The sequence below is a fragment of the Staphylococcus massiliensis CCUG 55927 genome, from assembly GCF_000298075.1.
In the GTDB taxonomy this organism is placed as follows: Bacteria; Bacillota; Bacilli; order Staphylococcales; family Staphylococcaceae; genus Staphylococcus; species Staphylococcus massiliensis.
In genome coordinates, this window is the sequence record NZ_JH815597.1 from 71,146 (window position 1) to 90,324 (window position 19,179).

Annotated in this window: 22 protein-coding genes and 2 tRNA genes; 22 read left to right on the top strand and 2 right to left on the bottom strand. The window is 36.3% G+C overall.

Features of this window, described 5'->3' with window-relative positions:
* Positions 1-30: 30 nt before the first annotated feature.
* Positions 31-1,515 carry a cardiolipin synthase gene (gene cls, locus A33S_RS0111370; RefSeq protein ID WP_009383908.1) on the bottom strand — a complete coding sequence of 495 codons (1,485 nt, stop codon included), beginning with the start codon at positions 1,513-1,515 and terminating at the stop codon, positions 31-33.
* A gap of 204 nt (positions 1,516-1,719) precedes the next feature.
* On the opposite strand from cls, the gene csoR reads away from it, so the two are divergent.
* The 4 genes from csoR to A33S_RS12595 all read left to right on the top strand — a co-directional run bounded on the left by csoR (position 1,720) and on the right by A33S_RS12595 (position 2,776).
* A complete protein-coding gene (csoR, locus tag A33S_RS0111375) occupies positions 1,720-2,013 on the top strand; it encodes a copper-sensing transcriptional repressor CsoR (RefSeq protein WP_009383907.1) in 294 nt (97 codons plus the stop codon).
* Positions 2,014-2,023: 10 nt separating this feature from the next.
* Positions 2,024-2,224 (top strand): putative copper chaperone CsoZ, encoded by a 201-nt coding sequence (gene csoZ / locus A33S_RS0111380; protein ID WP_009383906.1) that lies wholly within the window; start codon positions 2,024-2,026, stop codon positions 2,222-2,224.
* 11 nt (positions 2,225-2,235) lie between these two features.
* The gene (locus tag A33S_RS0111385; RefSeq protein ID WP_009383905.1) at positions 2,236-2,439 is read left to right on the top strand and encodes a copper ion binding protein; all 204 of its coding nucleotides are present in this window, start codon (positions 2,236-2,238) and stop codon (positions 2,437-2,439) included.
* Positions 2,440-2,641: 202 nt separating this feature from the next.
* The gene (locus A33S_RS12595) at positions 2,642-2,776 is read left to right on the top strand and encodes an Lmo0850 family protein (protein ID WP_009383904.1); all 135 of its coding nucleotides are present in this window, start codon (positions 2,642-2,644) and stop codon (positions 2,774-2,776) included.
* Positions 2,777-2,892: 116 nt separating this feature from the next.
* On the opposite strand, the gene A33S_RS0111395 is transcribed toward A33S_RS12595, so the two are convergent.
* The gene (locus A33S_RS0111395) at positions 2,893-4,098 is read right to left on the bottom strand and encodes an FtsW/RodA/SpoVE family cell cycle protein (RefSeq protein WP_009383903.1); all 1,206 of its coding nucleotides are present in this window, start codon (positions 4,096-4,098) and stop codon (positions 2,893-2,895) included.
* A gap of 171 nt (positions 4,099-4,269) precedes the next feature.
* Between A33S_RS0111395 and A33S_RS0111400 the strand changes: the two genes are divergently transcribed.
* The 18 genes from A33S_RS0111400 (at position 4,270) to A33S_RS0111485 (ending at position 19,096) form a co-directional block, all read left to right on the top strand.
* Positions 4,270-5,340 carry a D-alanine--D-alanine ligase gene (locus A33S_RS0111400; protein WP_009383902.1) on the top strand — a complete coding sequence of 357 codons (1,071 nt, stop codon included), beginning with the start codon at positions 4,270-4,272 and terminating at the stop codon, positions 5,338-5,340.
* Between the two features lie 9 nt (positions 5,341-5,349).
* Positions 5,350-6,705, top strand: coding sequence for a UDP-N-acetylmuramoyl-tripeptide--D-alanyl-D-alanine ligase (locus A33S_RS0111405; protein WP_017176880.1), 1,356 nt, complete (start codon positions 5,350-5,352; stop codon positions 6,703-6,705).
* Between the two features lie 266 nt (positions 6,706-6,971).
* Complete coding sequence (cshA, locus tag A33S_RS0111410; protein WP_009383900.1) at positions 6,972-8,459, top strand: degradosome RNA helicase CshA; 1,488 nt, start codon at positions 6,972-6,974, stop codon at positions 8,457-8,459.
* Between the two features lie 187 nt (positions 8,460-8,646).
* Positions 8,647-9,114, top strand: coding sequence for a PH domain-containing protein (locus A33S_RS0111415; protein WP_009383899.1), 468 nt, complete (start codon positions 8,647-8,649; stop codon positions 9,112-9,114).
* Positions 9,107-10,597, top strand: coding sequence for a PH domain-containing protein (locus A33S_RS0111420; RefSeq protein ID WP_009383898.1), 1,491 nt, complete (start codon positions 9,107-9,109; stop codon positions 10,595-10,597). The genes A33S_RS0111415 and A33S_RS0111420 overlap by 8 nt, the downstream gene beginning before the upstream one ends.
* Entirely contained in the window at positions 10,590-11,081 is a 492-nt protein-coding gene (locus A33S_RS0111425; protein WP_009383897.1) for a PH domain-containing protein, read from the top strand. Before A33S_RS0111420 ends, A33S_RS0111425 begins: the two co-directional genes overlap by 8 nt.
* Positions 11,078-11,428, top strand: coding sequence for a holo-ACP synthase (gene acpS / locus A33S_RS0111430; RefSeq protein WP_009383896.1), 351 nt, complete (start codon positions 11,078-11,080; stop codon positions 11,426-11,428). The genes A33S_RS0111425 and acpS overlap by 4 nt, the downstream gene beginning before the upstream one ends.
* Before the next feature lie 48 nt (positions 11,429-11,476).
* Positions 11,477-12,625 carry an alanine racemase gene (alr, locus tag A33S_RS0111435; protein ID WP_009383895.1) on the top strand — a complete coding sequence of 383 codons (1,149 nt, stop codon included), beginning with the start codon at positions 11,477-11,479 and terminating at the stop codon, positions 12,623-12,625.
* An 86-nt stretch (positions 12,626-12,711) separates the two neighbouring features.
* Positions 12,712-12,882, top strand: coding sequence for a type II toxin-antitoxin system antitoxin MazE (gene mazE, locus A33S_RS0111440; RefSeq protein WP_009383894.1), 171 nt, complete (start codon positions 12,712-12,714; stop codon positions 12,880-12,882).
* Complete coding sequence (locus A33S_RS0111445; protein WP_193765466.1) at positions 12,879-13,232, top strand: type II toxin-antitoxin system PemK/MazF family toxin; 354 nt, start codon at positions 12,879-12,881, stop codon at positions 13,230-13,232. Before mazE ends, A33S_RS0111445 begins: the two co-directional genes overlap by 4 nt.
* A 59-nt stretch (positions 13,233-13,291) precedes the next feature.
* Positions 13,292-14,296: a SpoIIE family protein phosphatase gene (locus tag A33S_RS0111450; RefSeq protein WP_009383892.1), complete on the top strand. Its 1,005-nt coding sequence runs from the start codon at positions 13,292-13,294 to the stop codon at positions 14,294-14,296.
* A gap of 74 nt (positions 14,297-14,370) precedes the next feature.
* Complete coding sequence (locus A33S_RS0111455; protein ID WP_009383891.1) at positions 14,371-14,697, top strand: anti-sigma factor antagonist; 327 nt, start codon at positions 14,371-14,373, stop codon at positions 14,695-14,697.
* A gap of 1 nt (position 14,698) precedes the next feature.
* Positions 14,699-15,175: an anti-sigma B factor RsbW gene (gene rsbW, locus A33S_RS0111460; protein ID WP_009383890.1), complete on the top strand. Its 477-nt coding sequence runs from the start codon at positions 14,699-14,701 to the stop codon at positions 15,173-15,175.
* Positions 15,150-15,920, top strand: coding sequence for an RNA polymerase sigma factor SigB (gene sigB / locus A33S_RS0111465; RefSeq protein WP_009383889.1), 771 nt, complete (start codon positions 15,150-15,152; stop codon positions 15,918-15,920). The genes rsbW and sigB overlap by 26 nt, the downstream gene beginning before the upstream one ends.
* 113 nt (positions 15,921-16,033) lie before the next feature.
* The gene (locus A33S_RS0111470; RefSeq protein ID WP_009383888.1) at positions 16,034-18,184 is read left to right on the top strand and encodes a Tex family protein; all 2,151 of its coding nucleotides are present in this window, start codon (positions 16,034-16,036) and stop codon (positions 18,182-18,184) included.
* Positions 18,177-18,635: a SprT family protein gene (locus tag A33S_RS11935; protein WP_026049021.1), complete on the top strand. Its 459-nt coding sequence runs from the start codon at positions 18,177-18,179 to the stop codon at positions 18,633-18,635. The genes A33S_RS0111470 and A33S_RS11935 overlap by 8 nt, the downstream gene beginning before the upstream one ends.
* Before the next feature lie 285 nt (positions 18,636-18,920).
* Positions 18,921-19,006: transfer RNA gene (locus A33S_RS0111480), tRNA-Leu, on the top strand.
* 16 nt (positions 19,007-19,022) lie between these two features.
* Positions 19,023-19,096: transfer RNA gene (locus A33S_RS0111485), tRNA-Gly, on the top strand.
* Positions 19,097-19,179: the final 83 nt, after the last annotated feature.

Genomic DNA, 19,179 nt, shown 5'->3' on the forward strand with positions numbered 1-19,179 from the left:
GAGACGCGACTTCGATAGTCGCGTCTTTTTCTATAATATTGGAGATATAAGTTTACTCATAGCTTCTTTGATTTTGATTATAGTGCCACGTTGTTCGTAGCGTTCTTGAGTAAGAGGTTTTGATACTTCAAGGTCCTTTTCAAATGCTTCACGAAGTTGTTGGGTTATCGATTCACTATAAAGAAAGGCATTAACCTCAAAGTTAAGAGTGAAACTACGATGATCCATATTTGCTGTACCAACACTTGCTATCTCATCATCAATGAGTACAACCTTTGAATGTAGGAAACCATCTTCATAGGTATATACCTTAACGCCTGCCTCTAATAAATCAGCGACGTTTTGATACGTTGCCCAATAAACAAAGGGGTGATCAGGTTTACATGGTATCATCACTTTAACATCAACGCCGCCAAGTGCAGCAATCTTAATCGCATCCATGAACGATTGGTCTGGGATGAAATATGGTGTTTGAATATAGATAGATGATTTAGCCATAGATATCATCTTCATGTAACCATATTTAATTTGTTCCCAAGATTCATCAGGTCCACTTGAAGCGATTTGAATGCCTGTTGTAGTATGCACATCGACATCAGGGAAATATTTATCGTCGTAATTAATGCTGTCACGTGATGATTGAGAGTTCCAATCCGTTATAAAACGTAATTCAAGCGCGTTAACCGCATCACCATGTATTCTAAGGTGTGTGTCACGCCAATTACCAAATTTCTTAGATAAACCGAGGTATTCATTACCTACATTAAACCCGCCAACGTATCCAATTTCACCATCTATTGTTACTATTTTGCGGTGGTTACGGTTGTTCATGCGCAAATTAATGAGCGGTAATTTTGATGGGAAGAAAGCAGCTACTTTACCGCCTTTAGCCTTAAATTTCATAAAGTCACGCATCGTCAGTACACGTGAACCCATATCATCATAAAGCATTTTAACTTCCAAACCTTCTTCCAATTTTTCTGTTAAAGCCTCGATGATACGATTACCTAACGAATCATTTCTAAAGATATAATACTGTATATGGATATATGTTTTCGCATTTTTAATATCCTTTAAAAGCGCTTCAAATTTATCATTACCATTCGTAAATATTTGAACTTCATTAGATGTTGTAAAGAACGCAGAGTTATTAAATAACAACATTTGAATCATGTCGCGATAGTGAACAAGATGTTTCTCGCGTTGCGTATAAGCGTTATTCATTAATGCTTCTAATTGTTCATTTACGATATCTTCTAAACCAATTTTATCTTCTTCATTAACCTTAAATGTGTCTCGATTTTGGATTTGTCTGCCGAAAAGCAAATAAAGAATAAATCCAATGATTGGAAATAAAACAAGAACTAATAACCAAGCCCATATTGATCCAGCACTTTTACGTTCCATAAAAATAATCGTAAAAGCAAAGGCTAAGTTTAAAATAAAGGCGCATATCAAGATGATATTAAACACCAAATTTGTATGAGACACAGATAAGCCGTATAAGTCTACCATGTCTGACCTCCTGATTGTTTTTACAAATTTCTTTGGAAGACATTTTAAAATAGTGTAATGGGGTATATCTTAAATAGAAGTGTTTTATCACAAATCAAACGCCTCTAATGAAAATATTGTACCATGAATCGCATGTTCAAGCACTTGACCACCTGCTACTACAAGGATAAAATTAATTTATAAACGATGAGTAGGGGTGCAATCATGTCAAATATAGATAAAGCTCAACATTCTGAAGAAGTTAAAGCTAATCTTAAATCAAGATTGAATCGTATCGAAGGTCAAGTGCGTGCGATAAATCGAATGATTGATGAGGATGTTTATTGTGACGATGTGCTCACACAAATTAGAGCAACACGTTCAGCGCTCAATAGTGTAGCAACTAAATTGTTAGATCATCACATGAAAAGTTGCATCCTTCATAAGATTGAAGATGGTCAACAAAACGAGGCTATGGAAGAATTACTTGTAACTTTTAATAAGTTAATGAAAGATTAGGGTGAACCTTATGCAACAAGCAACGATTAAAGTTTCAAACACGTTAACGCACGACGATGAAGCACAAATTATTTCTCATTTAAAGGCGTTAATTGGTGTTAAAGAGATTAATGTGAATGAGACTTCAATTGATATCTCATTTGAAACACCTGCTAATCTCAATACTTTAGAAAAAGAAGTCTATGATTTAGGTTATAATATTATATCTTAGGAGTGAATATCATGAACGAAGAAGTTTTAAGAGTAGATGGCATGAGCTGTGCACATTGTAAACAAGCGGTAGAGCAATCAGTAGGTGCTTTACAAGGCGTTAAGAAAGTAACAGCAACACCTGAAAAAGATGAAGTAGTTGTATCTTTTGAAGATCCAGCTTCAATTAATGGTATTAAAGGTGCTATTGAAGACGCAGGATACGAAGTTGTTTAATCGATTCAATGAGGTCTGTGACGCGTAATTCATTAAGGTCACAGACCTTTTTAATATGGTTACATATCTGTTAGTTTCTGCAAAAAGTTAAATTCTTGTTCAATAATTTGTTAATAAAGTATGAAAATTTTGAAATTGGGTAGTTATATGACGCAAATTAGGGTAGAATAAAGATAATCTGGAGCGAATTTGAGGTGTTGATATGAGCAAAAATAAAGATAAAGTTCAAAATGTAGTGAAACTTTTATCATCATTAGGCGTTAATATCAAAAAGACAAAATCACGACTAGAGATTATGAGAACCTTACCAAGTACTTCAACGAATCAATTAAAATAATTGTAGGTCTTTTTGAAGGTACAAGGCGTTCTAAGAAATGGAATGACGTTATTTCATTACAAAAATAAGGTGCACCGTACATGGTCTATTATGTATGATGCACCTTTTTCTAATGTCTATTTCTTTAATCTTGAAAATGCTTTGTTAGGTTCATATGGTTTTGACTCATGGTAGTAAATCGATAGGATAACACCGATGCCGGTCATTAAACTCCATAGAGCACTACCACCATAACTAACGAAAGGTAATGGAATACCCGTAATCGGTAGTAGTTGTATCGTCATACCCACATTTTGAAGGATATGGAAAAGTAACAAAGCAGTATAACCAATAATGAATGTTTTATTGAACGCTGAGTTATTCTTTAAAGCTAATCTTACAAGGTGTAACAGCAAACCTAAGAAAACGAGTAATATTAGAACTGATCCAATAAAGCCAAGCTCTTCACCTATAACCGAGAAGATGAAATCGGTATGGTTCTCTGGAATGTAAACTTCACCAGAATTGATACCTTTACCGACAAGTTGTCCTGAACCTATGGCTTTTAAAGATTCGGTTAAGTGATAACCGTCGCCTGAGCTAAATGTATAAGGATCAAGCCAAGAATTAATACGTCCTAGTTGGTAAGTTTTAATACCTGAAATATTTTCAAGAAGACTCGGTTTGAAAATGATGGATAAGATTAACGAAGCACCGATAACAATCGCTGTGATAAATATCGGTCCGAGTATCTTCCAGGAAATACCACTAACGATAAAGATTCCAGCTAAGATCGCACAAATAACTAGTGTTGTACCTAAGTCATTCTGTAGGAGAATGAATAACATTGGTGGTACTGCGACAGCTAATATCTTAAGAATCAATTTAACATCTGTCTCAAGTGAGCGATTAAATGTGAATTTATTATGTTGTGAGACGACTTTAGCTAAAGCTAGTATTAAAACGATCTTCATGAATTCTGATGGTTGTACACTTATGGGTCCTAGTTTATACCAACTTTTAGCACCATTAATAGTCGGGGTAAGTGGTGTACTCGGTAAAATGAGTAAACCTAAAAGTAGAATCATCAAGATTCCGTATAGTATGTAAGTCATACCTTTGAGTCGTTTCGGTGATACCATCATAATCGCATAAGCGATGAGGCCACCGAGTATGTAATAAAGAATCTGTCTAACTCCGAAGTCTGAACTATATTGTCCGCCGCTCATGGCTGAATTAATGATAATGACGCTGATCACACAGAGCGTTGTTAACAGGCCAATGAGCACCCAATCAATACGTTTGAAAATACTCTTATTCGCTAACTTTTTAATAGACTTCATAAGGAACTCCTTTAAAAACGATTTCTCTTTAATAATTATAATATGATTGTACAGTAGAACACAGTAATTTGCTATAAAGAGAATTACTAAAATAAGAATATTTCTTACATGCATATCACCTCATAATCATGCTAAAATATAATTTAAGCTTAATATTATGGAGGAAGTCGGATGAGTAAAGAAAATATTTGTATCATCTACGGAGGAAAAAGTGCTGAACATGAGGTTTCTATTTTTACAGCACAAAACGTTTTAAATGCGATTGATAAATCTAAATATATGGTAGATATTATTTTCATCACGAATGATGGTGAATGGAAAAAGAAAGAAAATATCACTGATGAAATCAAAGATATTGAGACATTAAAATTAAACGATGTTGAAGAAGGTGCCATCTCTGAACTTTTACTGAAAAGCAGTGAAGGCAAAAAATATGACGCAGTATTTCCATTACTTCATGGACCTAATGGTGAAGACGGCACGATTCAAGGTCTGTTCGAAGTGCTTGATATCCCGTACGTAGGTAATGGTGTATTATCTGCATCAAGTTCTATGGATAAACTTGTGATGAAGCAATTATTTGCACATCGTGGATTACCTCAATTACCATATGTGAGTTTCTTACGTAGCGAGTATGAAAAGTACCAAGATAATATTATTAAATTAGTACATGATAAATTAGAATTTCCTGTATTCGTTAAGCCGGCTAACTTAGGTTCAAGTGTAGGTATTAGTAAGTGTACAAATGAAGATGAATTAAAAGCAGGTATTATCGAAGCATTTCAATTTGACCGTAAACTTGTGATTGAACAAGGGATTGACGCACGCGAAATTGAAGTAGCGGTATTAGGTAACGACTATCCTGAAACAACTTGGCCTGGTGAAGTTGTTAAAGACGTTCAATTTTATGATTATAAATCTAAATATAAAGACGGCAAAGTTGAACTATCAATTCCTGCAGATCTTGACGAAGATACTAAAATGACACTTCGTAATATGGCTGTAGAAGCATTCAAAGCAACGGATTGTTCAGGTTTATTACGTGCTGATTTCTTCGTTACAGAAGACCAACAAATCTTCATTAACGAAACGAATGCGATGCCTGGCTTCACAGCTTACAGTATGTACCCTAGCTTATGGGAGAACATGGGCTTAAGTTATCAAGATTTAATTACACGTTTAATTGAACTTGCTAAAGCACGTTACGAAGATAAACAACAAAACAAATACAAAATTGATTGAGGTTAAAACATGATTCAAGTTACTTTAAGCGATATTAAAGCATGGATAGATTGTGACATTGAAGCACAGTTTTTAGATCAAAGTATTGAAGGCGTGACGATTGATTCGCGCCAAATTGAAAAAGGTATGCTGTTTATTCCTTTTAAAGGGGAGAATGTGGATGGACATCGATTCATTCAACAAGCCTTTGGAGATGGTGCGGGCGCTTCCTTTTATGAAAAGGGCTCTACATACGAAGTACCAAAGGATAAGCCAGTCATTTATGTTGAAGACACGCTTACAGCTTTACAACAACTTGCTAAAGCATACTTAAAGCATGTTAACCCTAAAGTTGTTGCGGTGACAGGTTCTAATGGTAAAACAACGACGAAAGATATTATCGAGAATGTCTTAGCTTCTACATTCAAAGTTAAGAAAACGCAAGGTAACTACAATAATGAAATCGGTATGCCGTTAACAATTCTTGATTTAGACCAAGATACGGAAGTGTCAATTCTAGAAATGGGTATGTCAGGTTTTAACGAGATTGAATTATTATCTGACATTGCACAACCGGACGTTGCCGTTATAACGAATATCGGTGAATCACATATGCAAGACCTTGGTTCTAGAGAAGGCATTGCGAAAGCTAAGTTCGAAATCGTATCTGGACTGAAATCTGATGGTTTACTTGTATACGATGGTGATGAACCGCTATTAGAACCACTTGTGCGTGAAGCGGATGGCTTTCATAAAGTGAGTGTTGGTATTGAATCAGACAATAAGGTTCAATGCCGTATCGCTCAAGTGCACGAGTCAGGTATCACATTTGAGGTTAATGACAAGACGGCGTATGACTTACCAATTCTTGGCGCGCACAATATGAAGAATGCGACTTATGCTATCGTCATTTCAGAGTTCTTTAACGTACCTCAAGAAGCCGTTCAAACTAACTTAAGTAAGCTTCAATTGACTGGCATGCGTATGGAACAATCAACGCTTGATAACGGTGCGAAAGTGATTAATGATGCATATAATGCGAGTCCTACGAGCATGAAAGCAGCGATAGATACATTGGCGAATATGAAAGGTAACCGTATCTTGATTCTTGGCGATGTGCTTGAACTAGGATCTGATAGTCAAGCGATGCATGCCTCCGTGGGTACGTATCTTGATGGCAAGGGAATTGACGTCTTATATACGTTTGGTGATGCCTCTCAATCCATTTCTCATTCAGGAAAAGCCCATGTGAATCAATGTGCGCATTTTACGGATAAAACAGAGCTCATTGAAACATTGAAAGCGCAACTATCGTCTGAAGATGTCATTTTAGTCAAAGGGTCACGCGGCATGAAACTTGAAGAAGTAGTGGAAGCTTTGAAATAAATTTTTAGTACGATAAGTTCATTTAATCATAAGTCTGGGATGATTTAACGATGTCCCAGGCTTTTATTTGTTGTTATAGCTAAGGCTTGTTTATAAGCGTTAGAGTCGCGTCGTAATTGGATAGGGCTTTTCAAGGGGGAAAATTATTCCGACTAAGGTCATCGTTGATTGCGATATTAAATCTAAGGTGGTACTATATAGAAGTTGAAGAAATTTTATATATACGAAACACGTTAATTATAGAACGGAGAAAAAGGAGAATTATCTTGCAAAATTTTAAAGAATTAGGGATTTCAGACAAGACGGCTGGAACCCTAGAAGCTATGGGCTTTAAAGAACCGACGCCCATCCAAAATGACAGTATACCTTATGCACTTGAAGGTGTAGATATATTAGGTCAAGCCCAAACAGGTACAGGAAAAACAGGTGCGTTTGGGATTCCATTAATTGAGAAAGTAGTCGATAAAGAGGGTATTCAAGCATTAATTCTAGCCCCTACAAGAGAGCTTGCGATGCAAGTTGCAGAACAGATTCGTGAATTTAGTAAAGGACAAAATGTTCAAGTTGCGACAGTATTCGGTGGTATGCCAATCGATCGCCAAATTAAAACGCTGAAACGTCGTCCTAAAATTGTTGTAGGTACACCAGGCCGTGTTATTGATCATTTAGATCGCCGTACGTTAAAAACGAATGATATCCATACGTTAATCCTAGATGAAGCAGACGAAATGATGAACATGGGCTTCATTGATGATATGCGTTATATTATGAGTAAATTACCTAAAGAACAACGTCAAACGATGTTGTTCTCTGCGACAATGCCTAAAGCGATTCAAGAGCTTGTTCAGAAGTTCATGAAATCACCTAAAATCATTAAGACGATGAATAATGAAATGTCAGATCCTCAGATCGATGAATATTATACAATTGTTAAAGAACTTGAGAAGTTCGAAACATTTACTAATTTCTTAGATGTACATCAACCTGAATTAGCGATTGTGTTCGGTCGTACAAAACGCCGTGTTGATGAATTAACAAGTGCATTATTATCTAAAGGCTATAAAGCTGAAGGTTTACACGGTGATATCACACAAGCTAAGCGTTTAGAAGTGTTAAAGAAATTTAAGAACGACCAAATTGATATTTTAGTTGCTACGGACGTTGCTGCACGTGGATTAGATATTTCAGGTGTGAGTCACGTATACAATTTCGACATTCCTCAAGACCCAGAAAGTTATACGCACCGTATCGGTCGTACAGGTCGTGCTGGTAAAGAGGGTAGCGCGGTAACATTCGTTAACCCAATCGAAATGGATTACATTCGCCAAATTGAAACGGTAAATAAACGTCAAATGCGTGCGCTTCGTCCGCCACACCGTAAGGAAGTATTAAAAGCACGTGAAGACGACATCAAGAACAAAGTACAAACTTGGATTGACAAAGAGAACGAACCACGTTTAGAACAAATTGCGTCACAATTATTAGATCAATATGATCATGAAAACCTTGTAACGTCATTACTTCAAGAGTTAGTTGAGTCTAATGACGAAGTTGAAGTTCAATTAACATTTGAAAAGCCACTTGCGCGTAAGAGCCGTCATCAGAAGAACGCACGTCGTGGTGGTAAACGTAATAATAAGTTCGATAAGAAACGTCGTCCATCTAACAAGCCTTTTAACAAAAAGCCAGCTAAAAAAGAGAAGCGTGAAAGTAAACGTTTAAAAGGTCGTACATTCGCAGACCATAAGAAATAAATGCAGCACGTAATGTGTTAATCATATAGAATATTTTTCAATTATTTAGACGTGAGATAATGTATCAAGTTATCTTGCGTCTTTTTTGTTGAAAGATTTATATAAAGAGTCACGAAATTAAATTCAGAAACTAAAATATATGAGATACATGTTATAATATAACCATCTCAGTACAAGGAGCTTGTTTATGACATTTCAAAGAAGTCCACGTGTAGCTAAGTCATACTATGTGATCAAATCATTCTTATATTTCTTACTCGGTGTGTTGATTTACTTAGGTGTTATATTCCTCAAGCATCAACTAGAGTGGCCTGAGTATGTCTTTTACGTTGCGACTGCTTTATTAATCATTGATTTAATTTTTCTTGTTATCGATTCAATTCGGCATTACGTCTATCATACATATCAATTGGACGCTCAGAATATTTATGTGCGTTCGAATTTATGGTTTCGAAAGTACCAAGTTATGAAACAAGACCGTATCCAGTATATTAAAGTGACGTCAAAGCCTTTGATGCGCTATTTCAAGCTTAGAAAGGTCACAATTTATACAGCGGGTCACGAAGTGAAATTTCCACTAGTTCATCAAGATGAGGCGAAACGCATTCAAGAAGCGACTATCGCATATTTGGAAGGAGTGGATAGTGATGTCTAAGCCAGGTAAATTACATTGGATTTCGTATTTATCTCGATTATTCAAAACAATTAAATCGAATCTCTTCCCGTTCATTTTACTTATGGTACTTAATCCGCAATCATTAAGGCCGGAGGATTGGACAGACTTTATTATCCCTATCGTTTACAGCATCGTAGTACTTGTCTCTTTTATTTACAACGGCTTTAAAGTGTACAAAACGAGATACTGGATTGAGGATTCATATTTTATATTAACTGAGGGTGTGTTGAATAAATCACGCACTGAACTTAATATCAAACGTATTCAATCAATGGATACGACGCAAGACTTGGTTCATCAGATTGTTGGTGGCGTAAGACTATCAATTAAGACACCAAGTGATGGAATCACGTTGGATACGGTTACGAAGTCGCAAAGTCAAGCGATACAAAAGGCTATTCAATCTCAAAAGGACAGTCTAACAGGCGAGGCACCATCGACAGAAATTTCCTCAGAAGAACCTCGCAATGAGGTCAAGCAAACAGAAGTGTACCATTTAAGTCAGAAAGATCTTATTTATATGTCGTTAACTAGCGGTGCAATTGGAGTAGCGTTAGCTGCTTTATCTCCGATTCTGGGAACGCTTTTCAATGCGCTACCAGATGACATGGTTGATAAAGTATTTGAGCAATTTGGCGTACTCGCGCATATATTACCTATCATTCCGCTTCTCATGATTGTCGCTGTAATCATAATTGCGAGTTATGTGCTAGGCTCAATGATTACGTTTGTTAGATATTTTAGGTTTAGGCTACGTCGTGATGACACACACCTCTTTGTGAAGTATGGGCTGTTTAAAGTACGTCAGGTAACCGTCCCATTAGAACGTCTTCAGGCAGTGAAGGTTGAACGCTCATTCATTCGAAGTCTAATGGGGTATACGAGTTTATCATTCGTCATTACATCGGATATGGATATCAATGATGTGAATCAAGATATGAGTAAGGTGCCAATCCTTCCTTTTATTAAGAAGAAGGACATGGAAGTAATTCGTCAATCGCTCGTGCCGAATTATCAATTTAAGGCTGCTAATAGGGGGATGCCAGGAAAGGCACTACCGCGCCGTATCGTAATACCTTTATTATTGGTGATCGTAGTATGTGCTGTTTTACATTATTTTGTGTCACCATGGTTTTGGTTATTAACATTAGTTTTAGGTATATGGATAATATTTCATGCGTTCATATCAAATAAGCATTCAGGTTCAGCCATCGAAGACGATGAAATTACGATTCAAGATGTTAAAGCATTCAGTGTAGAAACAACGTATATCAAGCGCGATAAGATTCTAGAGATGAATCAAATCCAACATCCATTCTTAAAGCGTGCCGGATTAATCAACTATCAATTCTTGATTGCTGATGGCATGGGCTTAAGTACTGCTGGATTGAGATTTGAAGATGCGGATAAAGTTAAGCATTACGAAGCATGGTATTTAAAGCGAGGTGAGCACAATGTATAGCGGTAAGATGGATCGAAATGGAATTAAAGTAATGCGTGTGACATCAGTTATACAGACTTTATTGATGCTCATTGTATTTGGGGGACTACTTAGTCTTCACATCTTTTTAGCACCTTTCTTCTCAACATTAGTCATAGTTTTAATTTCTGTAGCGATAGCACTTTATTTTATAGTGACATTTTTTATAAATCCTAAGTTTCAGTATCACGTCAACTTATATGAAGTGAATCCACGAACGATTCTTTCAAGAAAAGGCTTTATCGAAATTAAAGAAGCTGAAATTCCAACATTTCGAATTCAAAACGTGCATATTAATGAAGGATTTATCATGCGCAAATATGATGTTGCACATATTACATTATCGACAGCAGGCGGCAATACGCAGTTGATTTACCTTAATAAAAAAGAAGCAAAACGTATACAAAATACAATAAAAGGGTATATCAATGACACTAAAGATGAAACGGATGGTAACGAATCGTGATATATGGCATTGGCATAGATCTTGTTGAAATTGATCAAATTAAACAAACCTTAAAGCGTCAAAAACGGTTGCCAGAACGCATATTGTCTGAAGCGGAATTAGAACGCTTTTTAAAGTTTACGAGTGAAAAGCGTCAAGTTGAATTTTTAGCTGGGCGCTTCGCTTGTAAGGAAGCTTTTAGTAAAGCGTATGGTACTGGTATAGGTAAAGAAGTAGCCTTTAAGGACATTCATTGTGAAAATGATGACCGTGGTAAACCGGTCATTAAGTTTAAAGGTTTTAAGGTACATGTTTCGATTACGCATACGAAACATTACGCGATGAGTCAGGTCGTATTAGAAAAATAGTTGTATCTGATTTATAATAGAAATTGAAATATTATGGAGGTGCTTTATTTGTCACAAAAATTTTATAGACCCAATTATTTAAATGTAGATTTGGATGCGATTCATTCAAATTATCAAGCATTGGGACGACTACATCCAAATAAAATTGTGATGCCTGTTGTAAAAGCAAACGCCTATGGATTAGGTAGTGTTGAAGTTGCGAAGCATCTTGTAAATAAAGGCGCCGAATTTATAGCTGTAGCAACACTAGATGAAGCTATAGAACTAAGAATGCACGGTATTAAGTCTAAAATATTAATTCTAGGTGTAATTCCACCTGAATCTATTAATAAAGCGATTCAACATCGCGTTGCGATTACAGTTGCTTCAAAAGAGTGGCTCGAAGAAGCGATCACGCATCTCAATGAAAAGAAGAAAAAGAAATTATGGATGCATATTAAAATTGATTCTGGTATGAATCGTTTAGGTATTAAAGAGCCTGATACATATCATGACGTTATTAAAATGATTAAAAAGACCGACCGATTCATATTTGAAGGTGTCTTTACGCATTTTGCTTGTGCGGATGAAGACGATGATTCAGCGAAGAAGCAATATAAACGCTTTAAGAAAGTCATCGAGCAAGATGAGACGCCAGAATACATTCACGCTCAAAACTCAGCAGGTACTTTACGCTTCGATGCGCCTATTTGTAATGCCGTACGTGTTGGCCTATCACTTTACGGATACTATCCATCTAAATTCATCGAAGAAAATACATCATTACGTTTAAGACCTAGTGCACAATGGGTAGCAGGTGTATTACAAACGAAAGACCTTAAACAGGGTGAACGTGTAAGTTACGGACATACATATGAAGCTGAAGAAGATATGCGTATTGCCATCTTACCAGTTGGCTACGCAGATGGTTACCTAAGATGTATGCAAGGTGCTTATGTCAATATTAATGGTGAACAATGTGAAGTTGTTGGACGCGTTTGTATGGATCAAATTGTAGTGCGCGTTTCAGAAAATGTGAAAGCAGGCGACGAAGCGATACTGCTTGATCATCACGCTAATAATAAGCAATCTGCAGAGCATCTAGCTGACATTCAGAATACGATTAACTACGAAATTCTTTGTAACTTATCACGCAGAATCCCACGGGTTTACCATACTGGTGACACCTTTGAAATTTATAACGAATTGTTAAAATAGTATGGTTTTCGTTTACAAGATTTGTTATTATTAAGTTAAATTGAAGATGAAATGTTCAATGATTCGCTCGATATGGAGGTTAAATTATGTCAGCATTTAATCATAGTAGAAACCATAGCTTAGAACAATCACTTAAGGAAGGTTACGCCCAAATGGCGGATTTAAATCTCTCCCTAGCAACTGAAGCCTTCCCTGTGGAATGTGAAGCATGTGATTGTAATGAATCATATTTGATTCCTGAAAATAAGGATGAATAATGAGAAGAGGCGACGTCTACTTAGCTGATTTATCACCAGTTCAGGGCTCTGAACAAGGGGGAGTAAGGCCTGTTGTAATCATTCAAAATGATACTGGTAATAAATATAGTCCAACAGTTATTGTTGCAGCAATAACAGGTAGAATCAACAAAGCTAAAATTCCCACTCACGTGGAAATTGATAAGGGGAAATACAAGCTTGATAAAGATTCAGTCATCTTACTAGAGCAAATCAGAACAGTCGATAAGAAACGATTAAAGGAAAAATTAACATATCTTTCAGATGAAAAAATGAAAGAAGTTAATAACGCTTTGAGAATCAGCTTAGGATTACACGCTAATCATCATTAATAGGCTTTAGGATATAACCTAAAGCCTTTTTGAATGTTAAGAAAGGAGGGTGTTGATATATGAGTATTCAATTAGTCGATTATTATCATGCGTTATTAGATAATTATTTGAACAATCATCCAGGTTTAAGCATTTATGATGATTGTAAAAAATTCGCAAATAATGTAATACAAGATGATATCCCACCCGAAGAGATTGTTAAATTACATAGAGAATATGTAGATGAGCGTGAATTGAGTGAAACAGACATTAAGCGTAGTTTCGACATTTTACATGAAATTGTAAAATATTTCGGTTATAGTTACCGTGATTATAAAAAGTTAATCGACCGTGTTGAAGTTCATGATAAAGAGGTCGATTTAGCAGCACGTTTACAACAAACGATGCTTAAAACTGAAATTCCGCAGTTTGATAGTATTCAAATCGGTGTGATTTCAGTCGCGGCACAACGTGTAAGCGGGGATTACTTCAACTTAATCGACCATAAAGATGGTACGATGAGTTTCGCTGTTGCGGACGTCATTGGTAAGGGTATTCCAGCGGCGCTAGCCATGAGTATGATTAAGTTCGGAATGGACTCTTATGGTCATTCTCAATTACCAAGTGATGGTCTCAAGCGTTTAAACCGCGTTGTTGAAAAGAACGTTAATACCAATATGTTCGTTACAATGTTTTATGGCTTATATGAAGAAATGAATCACATTTTATACTGTAGTTCAGCTGGACATGAACCTGGTTACATTTTCAGAGCAGAAGACGATGACTTTGAAGAGATTAATGTACGAGGTCGTGTACTAGGAGTTAGTCAGCAGACGAGATACCAGCAAGATGAAATTAAGATACATATTGAAGATATGGTTATCATTTTCACAGATGGTGTTACAGAAATTAGAAAGCCTGATGGCGAATTTATTGATAAGAAGTATTTACTAAATATAATACATGCTTATAAACACATGCATCCTCAAGATATTGTACAGTTGTTATATGAAGAATTACTTACGCTACAAGATCCTGGTAAAAAAGATGATTTAACGATTTTAATAATTAAACGTGTCAATTAATTCATTTTTGATTAATCGATTGATTAAAAGGGTATTTAACGTTTGAAAACAACTTAGGTAGGAGTGTTATTAACATGAACTTAAATATAGATACGAATAAATTTGAAGACCATTATGAAATTTTTGTAGAAGGCGAGCTAGACGTATATACAGCACCACAACTCGAAGAAGTTCTTGTTCCTATGCGACAAGAAGGCGACCGTGATATCCATGTTAATCTTGAAAAGGTAAGCTATATGGATTCCACAGGCCTAGGACTATTTGTAGGAACGTTAAAAGCACTCAATAAAAATGATAAAGAATTATACATTTTAGGTGTATCTGATCGTATCAAACGCTTGTTTGAAATAACAGGTTTGAGTGATTTGATGCATGTTAATGAAGGAACGGAGGTTGATTAGCATGCAACAAAAAGATTTTATTGAAATGAGATTACCAGCATCTGCTGAATACGTGAGCCTAATACGCTTAACGCTTTCAGGCGTATTTTCACGAGCTGGTGCGACATATGATGATATCGAAGATGCAAAAATTGCCGTTAGTGAAGCAGTAACAAATGCTGTAAAACATGCGTATTCAGATGACGTACGAGATGGTACAATTAATCTGTGTTTCGAAATATTTGATGATAAAATTAAAATCATCGTTTCTGACCAAGGCGAAAGCTTTGATTACCAAGAAACGAAGGAAATGCTTGGCCCATATACTGATGATGAAAATATTGATTTCTTACGTGAAGGTGGATTAGGATTATTTCTTATTGAATCTTTAATGGATGAAGTGACGGTTGATAAAGATAGAGGCGTGACAATCAGTATGATAAAGTATATTAGAAAAGAGCAGGTGCGAAATAATGGCGAAAGAGTCGAAATCAGTTAATGAAATAACACCTGAGCAAATAAATGAATGGATTAAACAACATCAACAAGAACGAAATCCTGAGGCGCAAGAGAAATTAGTTAGGCATTATGAAAAGCTAATTGAATCCCTCGCGTACAAATACTCAAAGGGTCAATCTCATCATGAAGATTTAGTTCAGGTCGGAATGGTTGGTTTAATTGGTGCAATTAACCGTTTTGATATATCTTTTGAGAGAAAATTTGAAGCATTTTTAGTACCTACTGTAATTGGTGAAATCAAACGTTATTTACGTGATAAAACTTGGAGTGTACATGTTCCAAGACGTATCAAAGAAATTGGTCCAAGAATTAAAAAAGTAAGTGATGAGCTTACAAATGAACTAGAACGCTCACCATCAATTTCAGAAATCGCACAAAAACTTGAAGTTAGCGATGAAGAAGTACTTGAAGCCATGGAAATGGGTCAAAGTTACAATGCGTTAAGTGTTGACCATTCGATTGAAGCGGATAAAGATGGCTCAACAGTTACCCTACTAGATATCATGGGTAAATCTGATGGTGGTTATGACTTAACTGAAAAGCGTATGATTCTTGAACGCATCCTACCAATTCTATCTGATAGAGAACGTGAAATTATTCAATGCACATTCATTGAAGGACTTAGTCAAAAGGAAACTGGCGAACGTATTGGATTAAGTCAAATGCATGTTTCACGTTTACAACGCATTGCAATCAAAAAATTACAAGAAGCAGCATATAAATAATTGGAATCAGCTAAGGTGACTTAGCTGATTTTTTATATGTGAGGAGACTGTGACAGTCATTTAGCACGCATAATGATTGTGATAAAATGGAGAGTAAGAAAGTGGAGGTCATTATGGATAGTCAATTAATACATACAATCGAACAAAACTACAATTTTACAACGAAACAAATCGAATCAACTTTAAAACTACTTGAAGAAAATAATACGGTACCGTTTATCGCGAGATATCGTAAAGAACAAACAGGTGGTTTAGATGAAGTTGAAATTAAACAAATTGCAGATGATTACCAATACGCCGTGCAACTTCAAAAGCGTAAAGATGAGGTAATTAAAAATATTGACCAACAAGGTTTGCTAACAGACGAACTTAAACAAGATATTTTAAAACAATCGAAACTTCAACGTGTTGAAGATTTATATCGCCCTTATAAGCAAAAGAAAAAGACGCGTGCTACAGAAGCTAAACGTCGCGGATTAGCACCGTTAGCCGAATGGCTTTTAAAAGGGAAAATAAATGAAGCGATTGAAACGAAGGCAAACGCATTCTTAAATGACGAAGTTAAAACGGTTGAAGATGCGATCAAAGGTGCTGAAGATATCATCGCTGAGCAAATTTCTGACACATCTAAGTATCGTCAAAATCTGCTTCAAAATATGTTCAAGCATGGACTTATAACAAGTAAAGTGAAGAAAAATGCTGATGACGAGAAGAAAGTCTATGAAATGTATTACGATTACAGCGAAACGATAAAGAATGTAGCGAACCACCGTATCCTCGCGATGAATCGTGGTGAAAAGGAAAAGGTTCTGAACGTCAAACTTGAAATGGATTTAACACGCTTTCAATCTTTCATTGAGCGAGATGTAATTAAACGAAATCATGAAGCGCCAGAACTCATTCAGGAAGCGATTAAAGATAGTATTAAACGCTTAATTTGGCCGTCAATTGAAAGAGAAGTACGTGGAGATTTAACGAAACGTGCTGAAGAACAAGCGATACACGTGTTTAGTGAGAATTTAAGACACTTACTTTTACAATCACCGTTAAAAGGAAAGCGTATCCTTGGTGTCGATCCTGCCTTTCGTACAGGTTGCAAGTTAGCTGTCATTGACGCGCTTGGGACTTTCGTTGCTAAAAGTGTGATGTATCCACACCCACCAGTTAAGAAGAAGCAAGAAGCAGCGAAGATTCTAACGTCATTCATTAAGGACTACGATATCGATCTCGTTGCAATCGGTAACGGTACAGCGAGTCGTGAAACAGAACAATTCGTAGCTGAAGTAATCAAAGCAGAAAACTTAGATGCTAAGTTCATTATCGTTAATGAAGCGGGTGCGTCAGTTTATTCGGCATCTGAAATTGCACGCCAAGAATTTCCAGACTTTCAAGTTGAAGAGAGAAGTGCCGTTTCAATTGGGCGTCGCGTGTTAGACCCATTAAGTGAACTCGTTAAAATCGATCCTAAATCTATTGGTGTAGGCCAATATCAACATGATGTCAATCAAAAATCATTAACATCAGCGCTTGATTTCGTTGTAGAAACAGCCGTTAACCAAGTTGGCGTTAACGTTAACACAGCCTCAGAGTCACTTCTACAACACGTATCAGGTCTCTCAAAACAAATCGCTAAGAACATTATCGCGTACCGTATTGAAAATGGTTCGATAACGCATCATAAAGAAATCAGTAAAATTAAGCGTTTAGGAAACAAAACCTTTGAACAAAGTATCGGGTTCTTGCGTATTATTGATGGTAAAGAACCGCTAGATAACACATCTATTCACCCTGAAAGTTACGACATCACCTACGCGTTACTCGACAAACTGTCGCTATCAATCGAGGATATCGGTTCAGAAGACATCAAGCAGAAGTTAAGTGATGTGAATGTTGAAGAAATGAGTAACACGCTTGATGTAGGCGTGCCTACTCTTGAAGACATTATTGCCTCTTTAAAGGCACCGAACCGTGATCCACGTGATGCATTCGATACACCAATCCTTAAATCAGATGTGCTGTCATTAGAAGATTTATCTAAAGGCATGAAATTAAGTGGTACCGTTCGCAATGTGGTAGACTTTGGTGCTTTCGTCGACATTGGCGTTAAGCAAGATGGACTCGTTCACGTTTCTAAGTTATCTAAGAAATTCGTTAAGTCACCAATGGATATCGTGAGCGTGGGCGATATTGTAGATGTGTGGATTCTTGATATTGATAAGGATAAAGAGAAAGTCGCACTAACAATGGTCGATCCTAATGAATGATCAAGCGTTGCAAACGTTAACTGAGCAACTTTCCTTGCAACTCTTTGAAAAGCCCTTTAAACATAAAGCGTACTTTAACGCTAGGTTACGTACCACAGGAGGTCGATATTTGCTAAAGTCTCACAACATTGAAATCAATCCGAAACAATATCAGGTCTATAAAGAACAAGCTGTTAAAGAGATCGTGCTACATGAATTATGTCATTATCATCTTCATTTAGAAGGTAAGGGGTACCAACATCGAGACCAAGATTTTAAGCAATTATGCAAGAAAGTTGGCGCTAAACGACATTGTAAACCCACTGAAGAATATGAAGACCGTGTTAATTACATTTATCAATGTTTAAATTGTAAACGAACCTTTAAACGTATACGTAAGGTTAATACAAGAAAAATGAGATGCGGCAGGTGTAAAGGAAAACTTATTATAAAGGAACATGTTCATCGATAAGTGATGTGCTTAACGTTAATTCGATGAGCTCTTTTGGAGAACTATATGCATGATGCGTATAGTTCTCTCTTTTTATCCAATCATATAGACTTTTTCTAAAAAAAGTTGAAATGACCTATTGACTTTATATAGACGAGGGTGTAATATAGATAGCGTCGCAAAAATAATATAGTAAATTAACGACGAAACATTAACGCATTTTTAAAATTATTAATTTAGTGTTGACATTCCGTTAAGAATATATTACAATAAGTTGTGTTGCAGTTAAGAAAACAAACGACGTAAGCGGTCGTGGCGGAATGGCAGACGCGCTAGGTTGAGGGCCTAGTGGGAGAGATCCCGTGGAGGTTCAAGTCCTCTCGGCCGCACCAAATAAATTTCATAAATGCGGGTGTAGTTTAATGGCAAAACCTCAGCCTTCCAAGCTGATGTTGTGGGTTCGATTCCCATCACCCGCTCCATTTAGATATACTAAGAACATTGAAAACTGAATGACAATATGTCAACGTTAATTCTTGATAAACGTTGTTGTGACAGATAGTCA